This is a genomic window from Caballeronia sp. A2-2, assembly GCF_057612605.2.
On the sequence record NZ_CM172587.1, the window covers coordinates 2,789,000 to 2,808,920 of the forward strand.

The following is a 19,921-nucleotide window of genomic DNA, read 5'->3' on the forward strand; positions in this document are numbered from 1 at the left end:
GCGCTTAAAAAAACGCAAGCAGCACCGCAAGCGATTATGAAGACGCCAACGCCAGTCGTGGCAGCGCCGCAAGCGCATTGGCCGTTGTGCCGATGGCAAGCGCGTGCTCATCGATGCCGCGCAACTCGGCCAGCACGGTTGCAATCGCCGGGACCTGATCCGGCGTGTTGCGCCCTTTATAGCGCCACGATGGCGCGATATCCGGCGCATCCGTTTCGAGCACGATCGAATCGAGCGGCAAGTCCGCGGCCAGACGGCGTATCTGCCGCGCGCGCTCGAACGTGAGATTGCCGCCGAAGCCCAGCCGCATGCCGTGCGCGATGAACGCCTCGGCCTGCTGAAAGCTGCCGTTGAACGCATGCGCGATGCCGCAATGAACATCGTGCACGCGCAATCCCTTGAGCACTTTGTCCTGCGATTTGCGCACGTGACAGATCACCGGCAGTCCGAACTGTCGCGCGAGCTTTAGCTGTTCGTTATAGAAGAATTGCTGGCGCGCATCGTCGAGCGTCGGCACGAAATAGTCCAGCCCGATTTCGCCGATGCCCACGAAACGCGGATCGTCCAGACTCGCTTCTATTTCCTCACGCAACACGCGCAGATCGTCGTCGGTGGCGCGCGGCGTGAAAAGTGGATGGATGCCGAGCGCATACGCCCCGCCCTCGATGCGATGCGCGAGTTGCCGCACCGTATCGAAGTTGCCGCGCTCCACGCCCGGAATCACGATGCGCGCGACACCTGATTGCAGCGCGCCGCTTGCCACGGCATCGCGGTCGGCGTCGAATTCCGAGGCATCGAGATGACAGTGCGTGTCGATCCACATGGCGGCCTCCGCGCCGTAGCTTTACACCGGCACGGACGGCTCTTCGTGCAGCACGCCGTCGCGCAGTCGCATGATGCGGTCGCATCGCGCGGCGAGATCGGGATCGTGCGTGACGATCACAAAGCTCGTGTTCAGCGTCTGCGACAACTCCAGCATCAGGTTGAACACCGTGTCCGCCGTGCCGCCGTCGAGATTGCCCGTGGGTTCATCGGCGAGCACGCAGGCCGGATGCGTGACCAGCGCCCGCGCGATCGCCACGCGCTGCCGCTCGCCGCCCGACAGTTCGCCCGGCCGATGCTTCGCCCGATGCCCGATGCCCACACGCTCCAAGATAGCCAACGCCTGCTTGCGCGCGTCTTCCTCCGGCATGCGGCGGATGCGCAGCGGCATCGCCACGTTATCGAGCGCCGTGAATTCCGGCAGCAGATGATGGAACTGATACACGAAGCCGAGCGCGCGATTGCGCAACTCGTTGCGTTCCTTTTCCTTCAGTTCCGTGAACGGCTTGCCGAGCAGCGAGACCTTGCCCGCGCTCGGTTCGTCGAGTCCGCCGAGCACATGCAAGAGCGTGCTCTTGCCCGAACCCGACGCGCCCACGATGGCGAGCTTCTCGCCGCGCCGCACTTCGAGTTGCGCGTTGTTCAACACCTGCACGTTGAAGCCGCCCTGCACGAACGTCTTCGACACCGCCGACGCATGCAGCACGATATTGTTTTCCGGGATCAGATCACTCATAGCGCAGTGCCTCCGCCGGACGCACCTTCGCGCCGCGCCAGCTCGGATAGAGCGTCGCCAGCGACGACAACAGGAACGCGATCACGCCGATGCGCGCGACATCCGCCGGCACGAGTTCGGACGGCAGTTCGCTGATGAAATACACCGATGGCGGAAGAAACTGCACATGGAATAGCTGCTCGATCATCGGCACCAGCCACGGAATGCTCCACGCGATCAGACAGCCGAGCGTCACCCCCAGCGCCGTGCCGATGAACCCGATCGTCACGCCCTGCACCACGAAAATTTTCATGATGGAGCCGGGCTGCGCGCCAAGCGTGCGCAGAATGGCGATGTCGGCCTGCTTGTCGGTCACGGTCATCACCAGCGACGACACGAGGTTGAACGCCGCCACCGCGATGATGAGCGTCAGGATGATGAACATCATGCGTTTTTCAATCTGCACGGCGGAGAACCACGTCTTGTTCTGCTGCGTCCAGTCGCGGATATAAAGATCGCCGGAGAGCGTGTGCGCGAGTTGCCGCGCGACTTCCGGCGCGCGCTGCATGTCCTTCAGGCGCAGCCGCACACCAGTCGGCGCGGGCAGACGGAACAGCGCCTGCGCGTCCTGTATCGAGATGAGCGCGAGCGTGGAATCGTATTCGTAGTGTCCCGACTCGAAGATGCCCACCACCGTGAACTGCTTGAGGCGCGGCATCATCCCGGCCGGGGTGATGGTGCCTTCGGGCGCGACGAGCGTGATCTTGTCGCCATTCATCACGCCGAGATTGGTCGCCAAGTCCGCGCCGAGCACGATGCCGAATTCGCCCGGCTTGAGCGCGTTGAGCGTGCCCACGCGCATTTCCTTGCCGATGTCCGACACCTGCGGCTCCAGCGACGGTTCCACGCCGCGCAACGCCACGCCGCTCACCGCGCCTTGCCGCGTGAGCAGCGCCTGCGCTTCCACATACGGCGCCGCGCCGATCACTTCGGGATTGCGCCGCGCTTCCTGCGCCGTGAGCTGCCAGTTGGGCATGGAACCGGTCGGCGAGAAGATTTCGACGTGCGCGAGCACCGACAGCATGCGGTCGCGCACTTCCTTCTGGAAGCCGTTCATCACGGAGAGCACCACGATCAGCGCCGCGACGCCGAGCGCGATGCCGGCCATCGATACGAGCGCGATGAAGGAGATGAAGCCGTTGCCTGTCGTGCGTTTGCTGGCGCGCGTGTAGCGCCAGCCGATCTGCCATTCATACGGGAGTTTCAAGCGAATCCTTTTCTGCGGTTGCTGCGTGGCCGTGCTTCGGTTGACTTGAAGCCGAAGCGGGATGGCATCGGTCGATACGCGGCGATGCGTGCTCCGGATGCAATAACCGGAACGATGCGACGTCGCGCGGACCTGTCCAATCTCAAAATTTTGCGAAAGTTTGCCACAGGTCGGGGAAACGGGACCGCGCGCGCATTTCGCCGGTACGTGAAAGGCGGGGATTATGCGTCACGGGGTTCGATCGTTCCGGCATCGCGCGACGTGAATTTTTGTGCGCACTCAGATGACGCGCGCGCCGATGCCGCCGGACACAATGCCCTACAATCCCGACCATCATGCCCGCACCCGACCTTCATCTCCTGCTTCCGTTTTCCCTGCCTTCCGCCGCCGATTCCACCACCGCGCTGCACGGACTGGAGAGCGCCGCGCTCGACCGGCTGCTGGCGCGCGCGACGCTGGAAGAACGCGTGATCGGCGAGGATTTTCAGCGCACCTTGCCGCACGAGCGCTGGATCGCGCAGCGCTTCGGCGTCGCATCGCCGAAAGCCGATGACGCGCCGCTCGCTCCGTACATGCTGCTCGCCGATGGCGGCGATCCCGGCGCGGCGACGTGGGCCTGCATCGAGCCGGTGCATGTGCGGATCGCGCACGATCATCTCGTGCTGATCGATCCCGCCACGCTCGGCGTGCGCACCGAGGAAGCGCGCGCGTTGCTCGACGTGGCGCGTCCGGTGATGGAGGACATGGGCATCGTGGTGCAGGCACCCTCGCCCTTGCGCTGGTACGTTTCCGGCGATGCGCTGGGCGCGCTAGCGGGCGCATCGCCGTTGCGCGCGACGGGGCGCAACATCGAAATTTGGCTGCCGCACGAAGCGCGCACGGGCGAACGCTCGCGCGCGTGGATGAAGCTGCAGAACGAAGTGCAGATGGCGTGGTTCGAGCATCCGCTGAACGACGAGCGCGAATCGCGCGGGCTGCCTGCGATCAATTCCATCTGGCTGCACGCTCAGGGCGCCATGCGTCCCGTCACCGGCACCTTCACCCACGTTCTGTCCGATGCCGCCGCCACGCGCGGCCTCGCGCTGGCTTCCGGCGTCACGCCCGCATCGCCTTTCGAATCCTTCCATGCGCTGATGAAAACCAACGTGGAAGGCAGCACGCTCGTCGAGCTCGACCCGTTTTCCGCGCCGTTCATCGAACAGGACTGGGCGCGCTGGAACGCGGCGCTCGGCGCGCTCGAAACCGCGTGGTTCGCGCCCGCGCTCGATGCGCTCAATAACGGCTCGCTGCGCCGTCTTGGCCTCACGTTGTGCGGCGACACCGGCTCGGTCACGCTCTCCGTCACGCGCGCGGACTTGCGCAAATTCTGGCGGCGTCGTCCGATCGCTGCCTTGTTCATCGAATGAGTTCTGATACCAGCATGACGCGAATCGTTACCCGCGCTGTTTCTCCCGCCGATGCCAAAGCGCTCGCGCGTCACGGTCTGCATCCCGTGATCGCGCGTTTGTATGCGGCGCGCGGCGTCACGTCGCCCGTCGAGATCGAGACGGAGTTCAAGCGCTTGCATGCGCCCGCCGGTCTCAAGGGTTGCGAGGATGCAGCCGTCGTGCTCGCGGATGCGCTCGCCGCGAACAAGCGCATGCTCGTGGTCGCCGATTACGATTGCGATGGCGCGACGGCCTGCGCGGTCGCCGTGCGCGGCTTGCGGATGTTCGGGGCGCGTATCGAATATCTTGTGCCGAATCGCTTCGAGTATGGCTATGGGCTGACGCCTGAGATCGTGGAACTGGCCGCGCGTTCGCCGCTCGGCGTGCCGGAGTTGCTGGTGACGGTGGATAACGGCATCGCGAGTGTCGAGGGCGTGGAGGCGGCGAATGCGCTTGGCATCGACGTGCTTGTCACGGATCACCATTTGCCCGGCGATGTGTTGCCAGCGGCGCGCGCGATCGTCAATCCGAATCAGCCGGGGTGTGAGTTTCCGAGCAAGTGCATCGCGGGCGTGGGCGTGATGTTTTACGTGCTGCTCGCGTTGCGGGCGGAGTTGCGTCGGCGTGGGGCGTATTCCTCGGAGAATGCGCCCGAGCCGCGGCTGGATGGTCTGCTCGATCTCGTGGCGCTCGGCACGGTCGCCGATGTCGTCAAGTTGGATGGCAACAATCGCATTCTCGTCGCGCAAGGGTTGAAGCGGATTCGTTCGGGACGCATGCAGCCGGGGATCGCGGCGTTGTTTCGCGCCGCCGCGCGCGATGCGCGGATCGCTTCGGGCTTCGATCTCGGCTTTGCGCTCGGGCCGAGGTTGAATGCGGCGGGACGGTTGTCGGATATGTCGCTTGGCATCGAATGCCTTACCACGGACGATGTGGGGCGCGCGTGGGAGCTTGCACAGCAGTTGGATTCGATGAATCGCGAGCGTCGGGAGATCGAGGCGGGGATGCAGCAGCAGGCGCTTGCCGAGTTGCAGACGCTCGATTGCGGCGAGCGGGCCACGCTGACTCTGTTTGATCCGGGATGGCATCAGGGGGTGATCGGGATTGTCGCCGGGCGGTTGAAGGAGAAGTTTCATCGGCCTTCTTTTACCTTTGCTCACGCGGATGAAAGTGGGGCTTTATGCAAAGGCTCCGGGCGGTCGATTCCCGGTTTTCATCTGCGCGATGCGGTCGATCTCATTTCCAAGCGGGAACCGGGCTTGATTCATAGGTTCGGCGGGCATGCGATGGCTGCCGGGTTGACGCTTTCTACTGCGGATATTCCTCGCTTTACTGCTGCGTTTGAAACGGTTGGGCGCGAGTGGCTCAGTGCCGAGGCGTTGTCTCGGACCATCGAGACGGATGGGGAGCTCGAGGATGCTTACTTCACGCCCGCGTTCGTCGAGATGCTCGATGCGGCGGTTTGGGGGCAAGGGTTTCCGGCGCCGACTTTTTCAGGGGAGTTTGAGGTGGCGTCGCAGGCGCTGGTTAAAGAGAAGCATCTCAAGCTTTCTTTGCTGCGCGGAAGGCAGCGGTTTAATGCTATTTGGTTTAATCATGTGGAGCCGTTGCCCTCGCGGGCTTTGGTCGCTTATCGGCTTGTGGCGGATTCTTGGAATGGGGTGGCGAGGGTGCAGATGATTGTTGAGTTTGCGGGTTGAGGGTTTTTGTCGTGCAAGGGGCTGCTGTTGGTTGTGCTTTTTATGCAGTAACCGCCTCCCCGGCGGGGGGATCACTTTCTTTGCTGCTGCAAAGAAAGTAATCAAAGAAAGCAGCTTTCGCAACCAGACAGTGCAGCTTGAAAGGGCAAGGGGATTAAGGCTTGCCCTTGGTGACAATAGTTACCCGCCTCGGAGGCCTGCCCGGCCTGCACGGGGCTTGGTACACAAAGCTTACGCACCGCTCTTTGTCAAACGAAGTGGTCCGCAGTCATCCGCGCGGCGTTTTTGGCGCTCACGCGCCTTCGCCGTAGGGGTCTGCAAGGGAACCCGGCAGATCAGCAAGGCTCAAGACTCATCAAATCTCCCCGCTTTGATGCTATTCGGCCCAACCGTTACTTTGAGGTGGTCAGTCATGAAGCGCCAAACACCGTTGGCCAGTAGTTAAAACTGACGCTTCCATTCGGCCTCAGCATGGCTTTGAGATCATCAGCAAAGAAGCGCTAAACAAGCTTGGGCCGAATAGCGTTAAAGCGGGGAGCTTTGATGAGTCGTGAGCCTCGGCGATCTGCCGGATTCACATGCAGACCCCTACGGCGAAGGCGCGTGAGCGCCAAAAACGCCGCGCGGATGACTGCGGACCACTTCGTTTAACCACTAGAGGTGCGAAATCTTTGCGTACCAAGCCCCGTGCAAGCCTCCGAGGCGGGTAACTATTGTCACCAAGAGCAAGTCTTAATCCCCTTGCCCTTTCAAGCTGCACTGTCTGGTTGAGAAAGCTGCTTTCTTTGATTACTTTCTTTGCAGCAGTGTATAGACCGGAGACATGGTTGACAGATGTACGAGGACATCGTTGACAGTTTTATGGTCAGGCTTTTGGGTCCCTCAGGTCAAGTGTCAGTATCCGATGATGGGCAAACCAGAAGTCGAATACCCCGTCTTCACCGGGCTTTGCACGAGCCGCAACCGGCAGCCCATAAAGCGCGTTGGATAGCTTGATGCGTCGTCCTTCGAAGTCCACGCGCCCACCCGATCTGACCTTCATCACCACGTCGTCCGGGCTGTACTCGATCTCCGGCAGGACGGAGGGATACGCGCGCGAGCTTGCCCGATAACGGCTCTCGGGGGTGGCCATGCCGATTGCCTCGTGCGGCCGCTCGCAGTTATAGACGATGCGCCAGCGCTCAAACACCGTCTGCACGCGCTCCAGGTTCTCATAGCATCGCCCGTTCAGGACTTCGGCCTTCAGGGTGCGGTGAAACCGTTCCTCCTTGCCATTGGTCTGCGGGTGATAGGGCCGGCTGTAGCTGATGCCGATGTCCAGCCGGATCAGCCACACCGCCAGTTCAGTAAGTTGCCCCGGACTGCTGGGCGAGCCCCACGGCGCACCATTGTCGGTGTTGATGCGCGCAGGCAAGCCATACCGTGCGAACGCCTCGCACAGCCCCGCCTGCACGGCTGCGGTGTCGGTCGGACCACAGGCACGCAGCAGAATATTGAAGCGCGAATGGTCATCGAGCACGGTCAGCGGACTGCAGCGCTGCTTGTCCAGCGTCTCGAAGTGTCCCTTGAAATCCATCTGCCAGAGCGCGTTGGGCTGCGCGTGCTCAAAGCGCTTCCAGGGCTCGCTCCGCGCCGACTCGGCCGGCAGGATGAGTTGGTGCCGATGCAGGATCGAAGTCACGGTGCTGGGGTGCGGCACCCCTTCAAAGCCCAGATCCTGAAGGCGTCGGCTGATTTTGCGTCCGCCCCAGCACGGATGGGCCAGACGCAGTCGAACCACTTCCTGCTCGATAGCCTCAGAACTCTTCGAAGGACTGCTGGCGGGACGGCGCGAGCGATCGGCCAGCGCCTGTTCGCCCCGCTTGAGCCATTTGTAGCCGGTCTGCCGGCTGATGTTGAAGCGCTCGCACAACTCCGTCATCGTGAGGGTGTGTTGAGTGGCCAAATGAACGAATTCTTGTCGCAGGCTCATCGTGTCTTTTATGTTCCAAGTCATGGTCGGCACCGGGGTTTCAGTACCCGAAAGTGTCAACCATGTCCTCGTACGTTTGTCAGCGATGTCTCCCGTCTATACACAGCAGCAAAGAAAGTGATCCCCCCGCCGGGGAGGCGGCTACTGAATAAAAAGCACAACCAACAGCGGCCCCTTGCACGACAACCAACCCGCGCAAAACCCGCCCAAACCCCAAAGATACGCCCCGGATCAGCTACAATACCCCTCTTTTACAAAGCAAAAAGACCGACAAAAAATGGAAGCGGAACGCCTAAACGCGATCGAAGCCCTCCTCTCCGACCTGCGCCGCCGCGCAGGCGAGCTCCGGGGGTATCTTTGACTACGACGCCAAGTCCGCGCGTCTGACGGAAGTCAACAAGGAACTGGAAGACCCCAACGTCTGGAACGATTCGAAAAACGCCCAGGCGCTCGGCCGTGAGAAAAAGCTGCTCGACGGCGTGGTCAGCAAGCTCACCGCCCTCGACAACGACCTGCGCGACGCCAACGATCTGTTCGACATGGCGCACGAGGAAAACGACGAAGACACGCTCGTCGCCTCGGAAACCGACGCAGAAGCGCTCAAGGCGCGCGTCGAAGACATGGAATTCCGCCGGATGTTCTCCAACCCGGCCGACCCGAACAACTGCTTCATCGATATTCAGGCTGGCGCCGGCGGCACCGAAGCGTGCGACTGGGCCTCCATGCTGTTGCGTCAATATCTGCGCTACTGCGAACGCAAAGGCTTCAAGACCGAAATCCTCGAAGAATCGGAAGGCGATGTCGCCGGCATCAAGAGCGCGACGATCAAGGTCGAAGGCGAATACGCCTACGGCTATCTGCGCACGGAAACCGGCATTCACCGCCTCGTGCGCAAGTCGCCGTTCGATTCCTCGGGCGGCCGCCATACGTCGTTCTCCTCGGTATTCGTGTACCCGGAAATCGACGATTCCATCGAGATCGAAATCAATCCCGCCGATGTCCGCACGGACACGTATCGCGCATCGGGCGCAGGCGGGCAGCACATCAACAAGACGGATTCGGCGGTGCGGCTCACGCACGCCCCGACCGGCATCGTCGTGCAATGTCAGAACGACCGCTCGCAGCACCGCAACCGCGCGGAAGCCATGCAAATGCTGAAAGCCCGGCTCTATGAGTTCGAAATGCGCAAGCGTCAGGCCGAACAGGACAAGCTCGAATCGAGCAAGACCGATGTGGGCTGGGGGCACCAAATCCGCTCGTACGTGCTCGATCAGAGCCGGGTGAAGGATCTGCGCACCAGCGTGGAAATGAGCAACACGCGCGCCGTGCTCGACGGCGATCTCGACGATTTCATCAGCGCGAGTCTGAAACAGGGCGTCTGAGCGTCCTGTGCGCGGCGCGGCCAATCGGTCGCGCCGTTTCGATCTCACGCGCGGCCAGTCGCCGCATCCATCCCGAAAGCCACACACCATGACCGAACCGACTCAACCCAGCGCCGCTCCCGAACTGGAAGAAAACCAGATCATGGCCGAGCGCCGCGACAAGCTGCGCGCGCTGCGCGAGCAAGGCGTCGCGTATCCGAACGACTTTCGTCCGACGCATCAGGCCGCCACGCTGCAAAGCGAATACGCCGAGACCGACAAGGAAGCGCTCGAAGCCAGCGCCCTGCCCGTCGCGCTCGCCGGGCGCATGATGCTCAAGCGCGTGATGGGCAAGGCCAGCTTCGCGACGGTGCAGGACGGCAGCGGCCAGATTCAGTTCTTCGTGACGCCCGCCGATGTCGGCACCGAAACGTACGACGCCTTCAAGAAGTGGGATCTGGGCGACATCATCGCGGCGAAGGGCGTGCTGTTTCGAACGAACAAGGGCGAACTATCGGTGCGCTGCACGGAACTGCGTCTGCTGTCGAAGGCGCTGCGTCCGCTGCCGGACAAGTTCCACGGTCTGGCCGATCAGGAAATGCGCTATCGCCAGCGTTATGTCGATCTGATCGTCACGCCCGAATCGCGCAAGACGTTCATGGCGCGCACGAAGGCCGTCACGTCCATCCGCAATTTCATGGCGAAGGCGAACTTCATGGAAGTCGAAACGCCGATGCTGCACCCGATTCCGGGGGGCGCGGCGGCCAAGCCTTTCACCACGCATCACAACGCGCTCGACATGCAGATGTTCCTGCGCATCGCGCCCGAGTTGTATCTCAAGCGGCTGATCGTCGGCGGCTTCGAGCGCGTGTTCGAGATCAATCGCAATTTCCGGAACGAAGGCGTATCGCCACGTCACAACCCGGAATTCACGATGATGGAGTTCTACGCCGCGTACACGGATTATCAGTGGCTCATGGACTTCACCGAGCAGTTGATTCGCCAGGCCGCCGTCGATGCGCTCGGCACCGCGACCATCACGTATCAGGGCCGTGAACTGGATTTCTCCAGGCCGTTTCATCGGCTGACGATCACGCAGGCTATTCAGAAGTACGCGCCGCACTACACCGACGCGCAACTCACGGACGCCGCGTTCCTGCGCACGGAACTGAAGAAGTTCGGGGTGGACACGAATCAGCCCGCGTTTCTGAACGCTGGCGTGGGTTCGCTGCAACTCGCGCTGTTCGAGGAAACGGCGGAATCGCAGTTGTGGGAGCCAACGTATATCGTCGATTATCCGGTCGAAGTGTCGCCGCTCGCGCGTGCGTCGGATTCGTTGCCGGGTATCACGGAGCGCTTCGAGTTGTTCATCACAGGCCGCGAGATCGCGAACGGCTTCTCGGAGTTGAACGATCCGGAAGATCAGGCCGCGCGTTTTCAGAAGCAGGTCGATCAGAAAGATGCAGGCGACGAAGAAGCGATGTACTTCGATGCCGACTATATCCGCGCGCTCGAATACGGCATGCCGCCGACGGGTGGGTGCGGCATCGGCGTCGATCGGCTGGTGATGTTGCTGACCGATAGCCCGAGCATCCGCGATGTGATTTTGTTCCCGCATTTGCGTCGGGAAGATTGAGCGTTGTGAATGTTGAAAGCGCGCCCTTCGAGGCGCGCTTTTTTTTCGTCTGTCGGTTTTGTTGTAACTGCTGGTAAATGTTTCAAGCCGCTCCGAAGCGTGACGGCGCTGCGGCAAGCCTTGACAAGCATGGCATCAATCCTGCTCGAGCCCATACGCGCGATTTCCTGGGAATTGTTACAAGCGGAAAAAGCGAGAAATCCGGGTTTCCCTCAAAATAAGTTGGAACGACCCGGGATCAGGCAGCACGGGTCGCCCCGACACGGAGATTCGAAAAATGGACAACGGGACCAATAAATTCAGCACTTCGCCGGCATCGGCCAACAACGCAAGCGGCGGGCAGCCGCAGCGGCGCCTTCATCCGCTTGTCGCGACGGCGGCGGGCGCGGTGATCGTCGCAAGTCTGGTGGCCACGGCCGCGATGACGGGACTGTTCCCGAAAGCATCCAGCACTGGCGCGCAGGGCCCGCAGACGCAGAGCGCCGCGGTGACGCCGCAGCCGGTGGTCGATTCGGCCGCGCCGAGTGCGGCGCAGGCGCAGCAGCAAGCGGCTCAACAGCAGCAGGCTGCGGCGCAGGCACAGCAACAGGCCGCAGCACAGCAAGCCGCCGCTCAACAGGCAGCAGCGCAACAGGCAGCAGCGCAACAACGGGCAGCGCAGCAGCAAGCCTATGCGCAACAGCCGCCGCCGCAACACGCAGCCGTCTGCTCCACTTGCGGCACCGTTGAAGCTATTTCCGCCGTCAGGCAACAAGGACATGGAACGGGTATCGGTGCGGTCGGTGGCGCGGTAGCGGGCGGTGTCGTCGGTAATCAGTTTGGACGCGGCGGCGGTCGCACCGCGATGACGCTGCTCGGCGCACTCGGCGGCGGTCTGGCAGGCAACTCGGTCGAAAAGAATCTGCGCAGCGAGACCGATTATTCGGTACGCGTGCACATGGAAAACGGCCATACGCGCTACTTCACGTACAAGAATCCGCCGCCGTTCCAGCAAGGCGAACGCGTGCATATCTCGAACGGAACGTTGGTTTCCGGTTAAACCAATTCGGACCTTTGAATAAAAAGACGGTGGACCTCACAGTCCACCGCCTTTTTATTTTGCTCAGAAACTCAATGATCCCGCTGCGAACTCCTTGCCGGATTCGGCCGCCCGCGCACCGCCATATACGCCCACCAGAAGTAACCTGAAAAGCCATACAGCACGAACAAGCAGAACAGCATGACGGGCGGATCGGACGACACCAGCACGAACGCCACCACCACCAGCAGCACGCCAGCAAACGGCACGCGATACCGCACATCGAGCGCCTTGCCGCTATAAAACGGCGCGTTGGACACCATGGTGACGCCCGCATAAACCGTCAACGCAAACGCCACCCACGGCAACCAGACCAGCTTCAAAGGCACGCGATTATCCGTCGCGAGCCACACGAAACCAGCGATCAACGCAGCCGCCGCAGGCGAAGGCAAGCCCTGAAAATACCGCTTATCGACCACGCCGACATTCGTATTGAAGCGCGCCAGCCGCAAAGCCGCGCCCGAGCAATACACGAACGCCGCGAGCCAGCCCCAGCGCCCGAGATCCTTCAACACCCACTCGTACATCACAAGCGCAGGCGCGACGCCGAACGACACCATGTCCGACAAACTATCGAACTGCTCGCCGAACGCGCTCTGCGTATTCGTCATGCGCGCGACGCGGCCATCCATGCCATCGAGCACCATCGCCACGAAAATGGCGATGGCCGCGATCTCGAAGCGCACGTTCATCGCCTGAACGACGGCGAAGAAGCCGCAGAACAACGCGGCCGTGGTGAACGCATTGGGCAGCAAATAGATGCCGCGCTTCCTGAGAAACTGCTGCCGCCGTGTGCGCCGCGTTTCCACCGCGCCCACGTCCTGCGCGGCTTTGTTGCGGCGGAACGCGCGCGGTGGCGTTCCGTTCATCCGGTTACGGCGCGGTTTGAATGCCGCCATCGATTCCTCCGAGTCCTGCGCGACTGACGACGTCAGTGGTTATTCCGCGAACTCGGCCAGAATCGTCGACGATGCGGAGACCTTCTCGCCGATCGACACGCGCGGCCGGCTTCCCACCGGCAGATACACATCCACACGCGACCCGAAGCGGATGAAACCATAACGCTGACCGCGCGTGAGCGGCTCGCCCACATGCACGTAACACAGAATGCGCCGCGCGATGAGCCCGGCAATCTGCACCGACGTCACCGTATGCCCCGCCGCCGTCTGAATGACGATCGCATTGCGCTCGTTCTCGGTAGACGCCTTGTCCACCGCCGCGTTCAGATACGCGCCCGGAAAGTACTGAACCTTGCTGATCGCGCCATCCACCGGCGAGCGTTGCGAATGCACGTTGAACACGTTCATGAACACGCTGATCTTGAGCGCCTCGCGGCCCGCGTAGGGGTCCTGCGTGGTTTCGATCGCCACGATGCGGCCATCGGCGGGACACAGCACCGCGTTCGGCTGGCTCGGAATGGGACGCGGCGGATCGCGGAAAAACTGCACGACGAAGATCACGATCAGCCAGAAAATCCAGGCGAAGCCGAAGCCGCCCAGCGCTTGCACGAGGATGGCCACGACAGCCGCGATGGCGATAAACGGCCAGCCTTCGCGGGCAATGATCGGATGGGGATAGTTCATGTACGGGTTCGGCCTATTATGAAAACCGTAGGATAGCAAAAGCCGCCCGAAGCACTGGGCTTCAGGGCGGCTTTATTCCAGCAAAAAGCGTGACGCAGCGAATTAATGCTTCGAATTAATTCTTCGACTGGTCGACGAGCTTGTTCGCGGCGATCCACGGCATCATCGCGCGCAGCTTCGCGCCGACGACTTCGATCTCGTGTTCCGCCGTGATGCGGCGGCGCGATTGCAGCGTCGGCGCACCGGCGCGGTTTTCCAGAATGAAGTTCTTCGCGTATTCGCCGGTCTGGATGTCCTTCAGGACTTCCTTCATGACCTTCTTGGTCTCATCCGTGATGACGCGCGGGCCCGTCACGTACTCACCGAACTCGGCGTTGTTCGAGATCGAGTAATTCATGTTGGCGATGCCGCCTTCGTAGATCAGATCGACGATCAGCTTGAGTTCGTGCAGGCACTCGAAGTACGCCATTTCCGGCGCGTAACCCGCTTCCACCAGCGTTTCGAAGCCGGCCTTGATCAGATCGACCGTACCGCCGCACAGCACGGCTTGTTCGCCGAACAGATCGGTTTCCGTTTCTTCACGGAAGTTGGTTTCGATGATGCCCGCACGCCCGCCGCCGTTGGCGACGGCATACGACAACGCGACATCGCGTGCCGAACCCGACTTGTCGGCCGCCACCGCGATCAGATGCGGCACGCCGCCGCCGTTCTGATACGTGTTGCGCACCGTGTGGCCCGGCGCCTTCGGCGCGATCATGATGACATCCAGATCCGCACGCGGGATGACCTGACCGTAGTGGATGTTGAAGCCGTGCGCGAACGCCAGCGCCGCGCCCTGCTTGGCGTTGCCGTGCACTTCGTTCTTGTAGACTTCGGCGATCTGCTCGTCGGGCAGCAGCATCATGACGACGTCCGCGCCCTTCACGGCTTCGGCCACTTCTTTGACCTTGAGGCCGGCGTTCTCGGCCTTGCTCCACGAAGCGCCGCCTTTCCGCAGGCCGACCGTCACGTTCACGCCGCTTTCCTTCAGGTTCAGCGCGTGTGCATGGCCTTGCGAGCCATAACCGATGATGGTGACTTGCTTGCCCTTGATGAGGGAGAGGTCGGCGTCTTTGTCGTAGAAAACTTTCATGTTGGTTCCTTGTCCAGATGCGTGAATATGGTGTGCCACTTGCGCTGCTAACTTGGTGGAAAGGCCGTCAGACCTTGAGGATGCGCTCGCCCCGGCCGATGCCGGAGCTGCCCGTGCGAACCGTTTCGAGGATCGCGGTGGCGTCGAGCCCCTGAATGAACGCGTCGAGCTTGTCGGACGCGCCCGTCAGTTCCATCGTGTAGGTCTTCTCGGTCACGTCGATGATGCGGCCGCGGAAGATATCCGCCATGCGCTTCATCTCTTCGCGTTCCTTGCCGACCGCCCTTACCTTGATGAGCATCAGCTCGCGCTCGATGTGGGCGCCCTCTGTCAGGTCGACCACTTTCACCACCTCGATCAGGCGGTTCAGGTGCTTCGTGATCTGTTCGATCACGTCGTCCGAGCCAATCGAGACGATGGTCAGCCGCGACAGCGAACTGTCTTCGGTCGGCGCCACCGTCAGCGTTTCGATGTTATAGCCGCGCGCCGAAAACAGGCCGACGACGCGCGATAACGCGCCCGGCTCGTTTTCCAGCAACACGGAGATGATGTGTTTCATTGTCTTTTCCCGATGAATATCCAGATGAGCAAGTCTTTAAAACCCGCGCGCGACACATGTCCTTTGTGAAGACAGGCGCGCGCGAGCCTCGCGAGACAAACCCGCGTTATAGATCCTCAGAACCGAGCAGCATTTCCGTGATGCCTTTACCTGCCTGCACCATCGGAAATACGTTTTCGGTCGGATCGGTCTGGAAGTCGAGAAATACGGTGCGATCCTTCAAACGCAGCGCTTCCTTCAGCGCCGGTTCGACGTCCGCGGTCTTTTCGACACGAATGCCAACGTGGCCATACGCTTCGGCGAGCTTCACGAAGTCGGGCAGCGCGTCCATGTACGAACTGGAATAGCGCTTCTTGTATTCGATCTGCTGCCACTGGCGCACCATGCCCAGATAGCGGTTGTTCAGCGAGATGATCTTGACGGGCGTGTTGTACTGCTTGCACGTCGAGAGCTCCTGAATGCACATCTGGATGGAGCCTTCGCCGGTGATGCAGACCACTTCTTCATCGGGATAGGCCATCTTCACGCCCATCGCGGCGGGCAGGCCGAAGCCCATCGTGCCGAGACCGCCCGAGTTGATCCAGCGGCGCGGCTTGTTGAACGGATAGAACTGCGCCGCCCACATCTGATGCTGGCCGACATCCGAGCACACGAAGGCTTCGCCATCGGTCAGTTCGTGAAGCTTCTGCACCACGTACTGCGGCTTGATGATCTCGCTCTTGCGGTCGTACGCCAGGCAATCCTTCGCGCGCCACGTTTCGATCTCGTCCCACCACTTGGCGAGCGCCTGCGTGTCCGGACCGTGCTCGGCGTGCTGAAGCTGCTCGATCAGATCCTTGAGCACTTCCTTCACGTCGCCGACGATCGGAATATCCACCTTCACGCGCTTAGAGATGGAGGACGGATCGATGTCGATATGGATGATCTTGCGCGGCGAGGACGCGAAGTGCTTCGGGTCGCCGATCACGCGGTCGTCGAAGCGCGCGCCGATGGCGATCAGCACGTCGCAGTGCTGCATCGCCATGTTGGCTTCGTACGTGCCGTGCATGCCGAGCATGCCGAGGAATTTCTTGTCGGACGCGCGATAGCCGCCGAGGCCCATCAGCGTGTTGGTGACGGGATAGCCCAGCAGATCGGCGAACTGATTCAGCTCGCGCGAGGCATCGGCCAGAATGATGCCGCCGCCCGTGTAGATATACGGGCGCTTGGCCGACAGCAGCAGTTGCACCGCCTTGCGAATCTGGCCAGAGTGGCCCTTGGTCACCGGATTGTACGAACGCAGCGACACGCTCTTGAGCGGCTCGTACTTGCACGGGGCCTTCGACACATCCTTGGGAATGTCGATCAGCACCGGGCCGGGACGTCCGGTACGGGCAATGTAGAACGCTTTCTTGACGGTGGCGGCGAGATCGCGCACGTCCTTCACGAGGAAGTTGTGCTTCACGCAAGGCCGCGTGATGCCAACGGTGTCGCACTCCTGGAAGGCATCGAGCCCGATGGCCGCGGTCGGAACCTGCCCGCTGATGATGACGAGCGGGATGGAATCCATATACGCCGTGGCGATGCCCGTCACCGCATTGGTGACGCCGGGGCCGGAAGTCACGAGGCACACGCCCGTCTTGCCGGTGGAACGCGCGTAGGCGTCGGCGGCGTGGACGGCGGCCTGTTCGTGGCGCACGAGGATGTGCTGAATCTCGTCCTGCTTGTACAACTCGTCGTAGATGTAGAGTACCGAGCCGCCGGGATAGCCCCAGATGAATTCGACGTTTTCATCGGCCAGTGCGCGCATGAGCACGGTGCCGCCGATGGAGTCGGCTTCAGGAGAGGGAGTCGTATCCGACGTGGAGAATTCCGCGCTGGGCATGTTCATTCATCACCTTTCGAATTTTCGGCAAAAAATTGATCGGGTGCTCTCTGCCGGGCTTATGGCTCGGGTTCAAGCGGCGCGTCTAGGTTTACAGGCGTGCTTCTTGGGCTCGCCTCAAAGCAGACATTTCACTGGATGATGCGAGTCAGAAAATGTAACAGTCTGGCGCTCGAAGGGTCAAGCAAAAAGTGTAGGAAAGCTCCGAGCGGCTTTCTGCGCACTGTTTCGGGGCGAATAACGCCTGACTTTCAGCAGCAACAACGCTTTACAAGCAATCAGCACGCACCCTCGAAATGCAAGAAATCTGCTCAAAAGTCCCGGCAGTGGCGAAAATTTGCTAGCATCCGCAGGTTTCCTCAGAACTTCACGATCTCTTTCGACGCAACCCTGTTGCGCCGGCTCCCCACGGATGGCTTCAGACAAGGAACTTGCCGATTTCCTGGCGGGCGTCGAGCGACGCGCGTTCAAGCAAACCGTCTACACCGTGCGCGACGACGACTCGGCGCTCGACATCGTGCAGGACGCGATGATCAAGCTGGCCGAAAAGTACGGCGACCGTCCGGCGTCCGAACTCCCTCTTTTGTTCCAGCGTATCCTTCAGAACGCGACGCACGACTATTTCCGTCGCCAGAAGGTTCGCAATACCTGGATCACCCTCTTTTCCTCGTTCGGCAATGCCGACGACGACGAATTCGATCCGCTCGAAACTTTCGAATCGGCAGATGGCGCCACGCGCGTCGAAAGCAGCGAAAATCAACTGGAGCGCGAACAGGTCCTCAATCTGATCGACGCGGAAATCCAGAAGTTGCCGGCGCGTCAACGAGAAGCTTTTCTCATGCGTTACTGGGAAGATATGGATGTCGCAGAGACGGCCGCCGCGATGGGCTGCTCCGAGGGCAGTGTGAAAACGCACTGCTCTCGCGCAACGCACTCACTCGCCCAAGCCCTGAAAGCGAAGGGGATCACGCTATGAGTTCAAGTCTTGAATCGAAGGAAAACGAGTTCGCGCTAAAAATCGTCCGTGCGCTGGACGAAAGCTCGTCGAACATTCCGGCCGCCGCGGTCGATCGTCTGGCGCAAGCGCGCCGGAGCGCCATCGCGCGGAAAAAGCCGGAGACAGTGGCGGTTGCCGCGCCCGCTTTCACGCCGGTGCTTGCCGGTGCGGGCGGTGCATCCGTTGCAATGGGCGGTGGGGATCGAAACGCGCGTCGTGGTCTGTTCGGCAAGCTCGGCGGTCTGGGTCTCGTGTGGCCGTTGGCGGCATTGGCGATCGGCATTGCGGGCATCGCGTATTGGGAAGATCAGCAGCGCAAGGCGGAACTCGCCGATATCGACGCCGCCATGCTCTCCGACAGCCTGCCGCTCGATGCCTATCTCGATCACGGTTTCAACGCGTATCTCACACGCAATCATTAAGCTGCAAAGCTTTCAGTTCGGTCACAGTCAAATTACGCCAGTCGGGCGGGAGAAAGTTCGGGTGAGTTACAAGCGCGGCCTCGCGATTGTCTTTGGTAGTGCGATTGCCGGTCTGGTCGCGTTCGCCGCCACATATCCGCGCTTTTATTCCCCTTCCGCCGCGCCCTCGGTCGTGGCTGCCGCGCCCGGTGGCGCGAGTGCCGGCGCGGATGCAAGCACCTCGCCGCTTGGCGCGCTCACGTCTGAAAGTCCGCTGGCGTGGAATCGACTCAGCGAAGCGCAACACATCGCGCTCGCGCCCTTCGCCAAGCTGTGGGATTCCTTCAGCGATGAACGCAAGCAGAAGTGGCTCAAGATCGCATCGCGCTATCACAAGATGTCGCCGGAAGCGCAGGAGCGGCTGCATCATCGGATGGAAGAATGGGCGCGCATGACGCCCGACGAGCGCAAAGTCGCGCGCGAAAATTATCAGGTGTCCAAGTCCGTGCCGCTCGACAAGCGCGAGAAGGCATGGGACGCGTATCAAAAGCTGCCCGAAGAACAGAAGAAGAAACTCGCCGCGAGCGAACATACGCGGCGGCCGACCGTGGTTTCCGCGCCGCCCACGGGCAAGACGGAAGTGAAGGACATCAACCGGCTCGTGGCGCAGCGCGAACAAGGGCATGGTTCGCATGCGCAGGCCGGCTCGGCTGCACCCGCCGCGCTCGCGCCTTCGTCGGCGGCGACCACGCCTGCGGTGCCGAATGCGGCGAGCATCGTGCCGGCCACGCCGATTCCGGTGTCGCCGCAGCAGGCGCCGTCGATGTACAACGGCTCCTGAGCCGCGCCGCCACCGCATGAGCGCCCTCGTCGATGCGCCGATGCGCGCCCCGTCCCTGCGCCGCCGTCTCGCGACGATGCTCTACGAAGCCGTCATTCTGTTCGGCGTCGTGTTCATCGCGGCTTATCTCTTCAGCACGCTCACGCAGCAACGCAATGGCCTCACGCATCACAACTGGCTGATGTCGTGGGTCGGTCTCGTGCTCGCCGCGTATTTCGTGTGGTTCTGGACGCACGGCGGCCAGACATTGCCGATGAAAACATGGCGGCTCAAGATCGTCGATAGCCGCGCCCAGCCCATCAAGCCGCTGCGCGCACTCGTGCGTTACGTGCTCGCATGGTTGTGGTTCCTGCCGCCGCTCGCGCTGCATCCGTTGTTCTCGCTTGCCGTGCCGCAAACGCTCATCATCTTCGTGATATGGGCCGTGTTGTGGGCGCTCACCATCTATCTCGATCCGGCGCGTCAGTTCCTGCATGACAGATTAGCGGGCACGCGTATCGTCGCCGTGGAACCTGTCGTCAAAAAATAACGGATCGACGCCGTTAATAAGAACTTCTCATGACTGT

General features: G+C 61.6%; 18 protein-coding genes. 9 read left to right on the forward strand and 9 right to left on the reverse strand.

Annotated elements, in window-relative coordinates; all coding sequences use genetic code 11:
- Positions 1-34: 34 nt before the first annotated feature.
- Genes ACZCWR_RS13250 through ACZCWR_RS13260 form a run of 3 tightly spaced genes read right to left on the reverse strand, consistent with a single transcriptional unit; the run spans position 35 to position 2,804 of the window.
- Entirely contained in the window at positions 35-823 is a 789-nt protein-coding gene (locus ACZCWR_RS13250; protein ID WP_487301200.1) for a TatD family hydrolase, read from the reverse strand.
- Positions 824-844: 21 nt separating this feature from the next.
- Positions 845-1,558: a lipoprotein-releasing ABC transporter ATP-binding protein LolD gene (lolD, locus tag ACZCWR_RS13255; protein WP_487301201.1), complete on the reverse strand. Its 714-nt coding sequence runs from the start codon at positions 1,556-1,558 to the stop codon at positions 845-847.
- Entirely contained in the window at positions 1,551-2,804 is a 1,254-nt protein-coding gene (locus ACZCWR_RS13260; protein ID WP_487301202.1) for a lipoprotein-releasing ABC transporter permease subunit, read from the reverse strand. Before ACZCWR_RS13260 ends, lolD begins: the two co-directional genes overlap by 8 nt.
- 323 nt (positions 2,805-3,127) lie before the next feature.
- On the opposite strand from ACZCWR_RS13260, the gene ACZCWR_RS13265 reads away from it, so the two are divergent.
- Both ACZCWR_RS13265 and recJ read left to right on the forward strand, forming a co-directional pair.
- Positions 3,128-4,210 (forward strand): regulator, encoded by a 1,083-nt coding sequence (locus tag ACZCWR_RS13265; RefSeq protein ID WP_487303324.1) that lies wholly within the window; start codon positions 3,128-3,130, stop codon positions 4,208-4,210.
- Between the two features lie 14 nt (positions 4,211-4,224).
- Positions 4,225-5,931: a single-stranded-DNA-specific exonuclease RecJ gene (gene recJ, locus ACZCWR_RS13270; RefSeq protein WP_487301203.1), complete on the forward strand. Its 1,707-nt coding sequence runs from the start codon at positions 4,225-4,227 to the stop codon at positions 5,929-5,931.
- Between the two features lie 865 nt (positions 5,932-6,796).
- On the opposite strand, the gene ACZCWR_RS13275 is transcribed toward recJ, so the two are convergent.
- Complete coding sequence (locus ACZCWR_RS13275; protein ID WP_487301204.1) at positions 6,797-7,927, reverse strand: IS481 family transposase; 1,131 nt, start codon at positions 7,925-7,927, stop codon at positions 6,797-6,799.
- Between the two features lie 253 nt (positions 7,928-8,180).
- On the opposite strand from ACZCWR_RS13275, the gene prfB reads away from it, so the two are divergent.
- The 3 genes from prfB to ACZCWR_RS13290 all read left to right on the forward strand — a co-directional run bounded on the left by prfB (position 8,181) and on the right by ACZCWR_RS13290 (position 11,939).
- Positions 8,181-9,285 (forward strand): peptide chain release factor 2 gene (gene prfB, locus ACZCWR_RS13280; RefSeq protein ID WP_487301205.1). Its coding sequence is split into 2 segments (ribosomal slippage): positions 8,181-8,261 and positions 8,263-9,285, totalling 1,104 coding nucleotides; the frame shifts between segments, so codons are not numbered across the junction.
- A gap of 88 nt (positions 9,286-9,373) precedes the next feature.
- Positions 9,374-10,900: a lysine--tRNA ligase gene (gene lysS / locus ACZCWR_RS13285; protein ID WP_487301206.1), complete on the forward strand. Its 1,527-nt coding sequence runs from the start codon at positions 9,374-9,376 to the stop codon at positions 10,898-10,900.
- Between the two features lie 277 nt (positions 10,901-11,177).
- Positions 11,178-11,939, forward strand: coding sequence for a glycine zipper 2TM domain-containing protein (locus ACZCWR_RS13290; protein WP_487301207.1), 762 nt, complete (start codon positions 11,178-11,180; stop codon positions 11,937-11,939).
- Positions 11,940-12,010: 71 nt separating this feature from the next.
- Here ACZCWR_RS13290 and pssA read toward each other — a convergent pair whose 3' ends face one another.
- The 5 genes from pssA to ACZCWR_RS13315 form a co-directional block, all read right to left on the reverse strand.
- Positions 12,011-12,877: a CDP-diacylglycerol--serine O-phosphatidyltransferase gene (gene pssA / locus ACZCWR_RS13295; RefSeq protein ID WP_487301208.1), complete on the reverse strand. Its 867-nt coding sequence runs from the start codon at positions 12,875-12,877 to the stop codon at positions 12,011-12,013.
- A 39-nt stretch (positions 12,878-12,916) separates the two neighbouring features.
- Positions 12,917-13,561 (reverse strand): phosphatidylserine decarboxylase, encoded by a 645-nt coding sequence (locus tag ACZCWR_RS13300; RefSeq protein WP_487301209.1) that lies wholly within the window; start codon positions 13,559-13,561, stop codon positions 12,917-12,919.
- Positions 13,562-13,676: 115 nt separating this feature from the next.
- A complete protein-coding gene (gene ilvC, locus ACZCWR_RS13305) occupies positions 13,677-14,732 on the reverse strand; it encodes a ketol-acid reductoisomerase (RefSeq protein ID WP_487301210.1) in 1,056 nt (351 codons plus the stop codon).
- A gap of 28 nt (positions 14,733-14,760) precedes the next feature.
- A complete protein-coding gene (gene ilvN, locus ACZCWR_RS13310) occupies positions 14,761-15,252 on the reverse strand; it encodes an acetolactate synthase small subunit (protein WP_035939651.1) in 492 nt (163 codons plus the stop codon).
- 106 nt (positions 15,253-15,358) lie between these two features.
- Positions 15,359-17,122 (reverse strand): acetolactate synthase 3 catalytic subunit, encoded by a 1,764-nt coding sequence (locus ACZCWR_RS13315; RefSeq protein ID WP_487301211.1) that lies wholly within the window; start codon positions 17,120-17,122, stop codon positions 15,359-15,361.
- Between the two features lie 406 nt (positions 17,123-17,528).
- Between ACZCWR_RS13315 and ACZCWR_RS13320 the strand changes: the two genes are divergently transcribed.
- From ACZCWR_RS13320 to ACZCWR_RS13335, 4 genes are all read left to right on the forward strand, one after another.
- Positions 17,529-18,092: an RNA polymerase sigma factor gene (locus tag ACZCWR_RS13320; protein WP_487301212.1), complete on the forward strand. Its 564-nt coding sequence runs from the start codon at positions 17,529-17,531 to the stop codon at positions 18,090-18,092.
- Entirely contained in the window at positions 18,089-18,535 is a 447-nt protein-coding gene (locus tag ACZCWR_RS13325) for a DUF3619 family protein (protein WP_487301213.1), read from the forward strand. The genes ACZCWR_RS13320 and ACZCWR_RS13325 overlap by 4 nt, the downstream gene beginning before the upstream one ends.
- 61 nt (positions 18,536-18,596) lie before the next feature.
- A complete protein-coding gene (locus ACZCWR_RS13330; RefSeq protein WP_487301214.1) occupies positions 18,597-19,355 on the forward strand; it encodes a DUF3106 domain-containing protein in 759 nt (252 codons plus the stop codon).
- A 16-nt stretch (positions 19,356-19,371) separates the two neighbouring features.
- Entirely contained in the window at positions 19,372-19,884 is a 513-nt protein-coding gene (locus ACZCWR_RS13335; RefSeq protein WP_487301215.1) for an RDD family protein, read from the forward strand.
- The last annotated feature ends 37 nt before the right edge of the window (positions 19,885-19,921 follow it).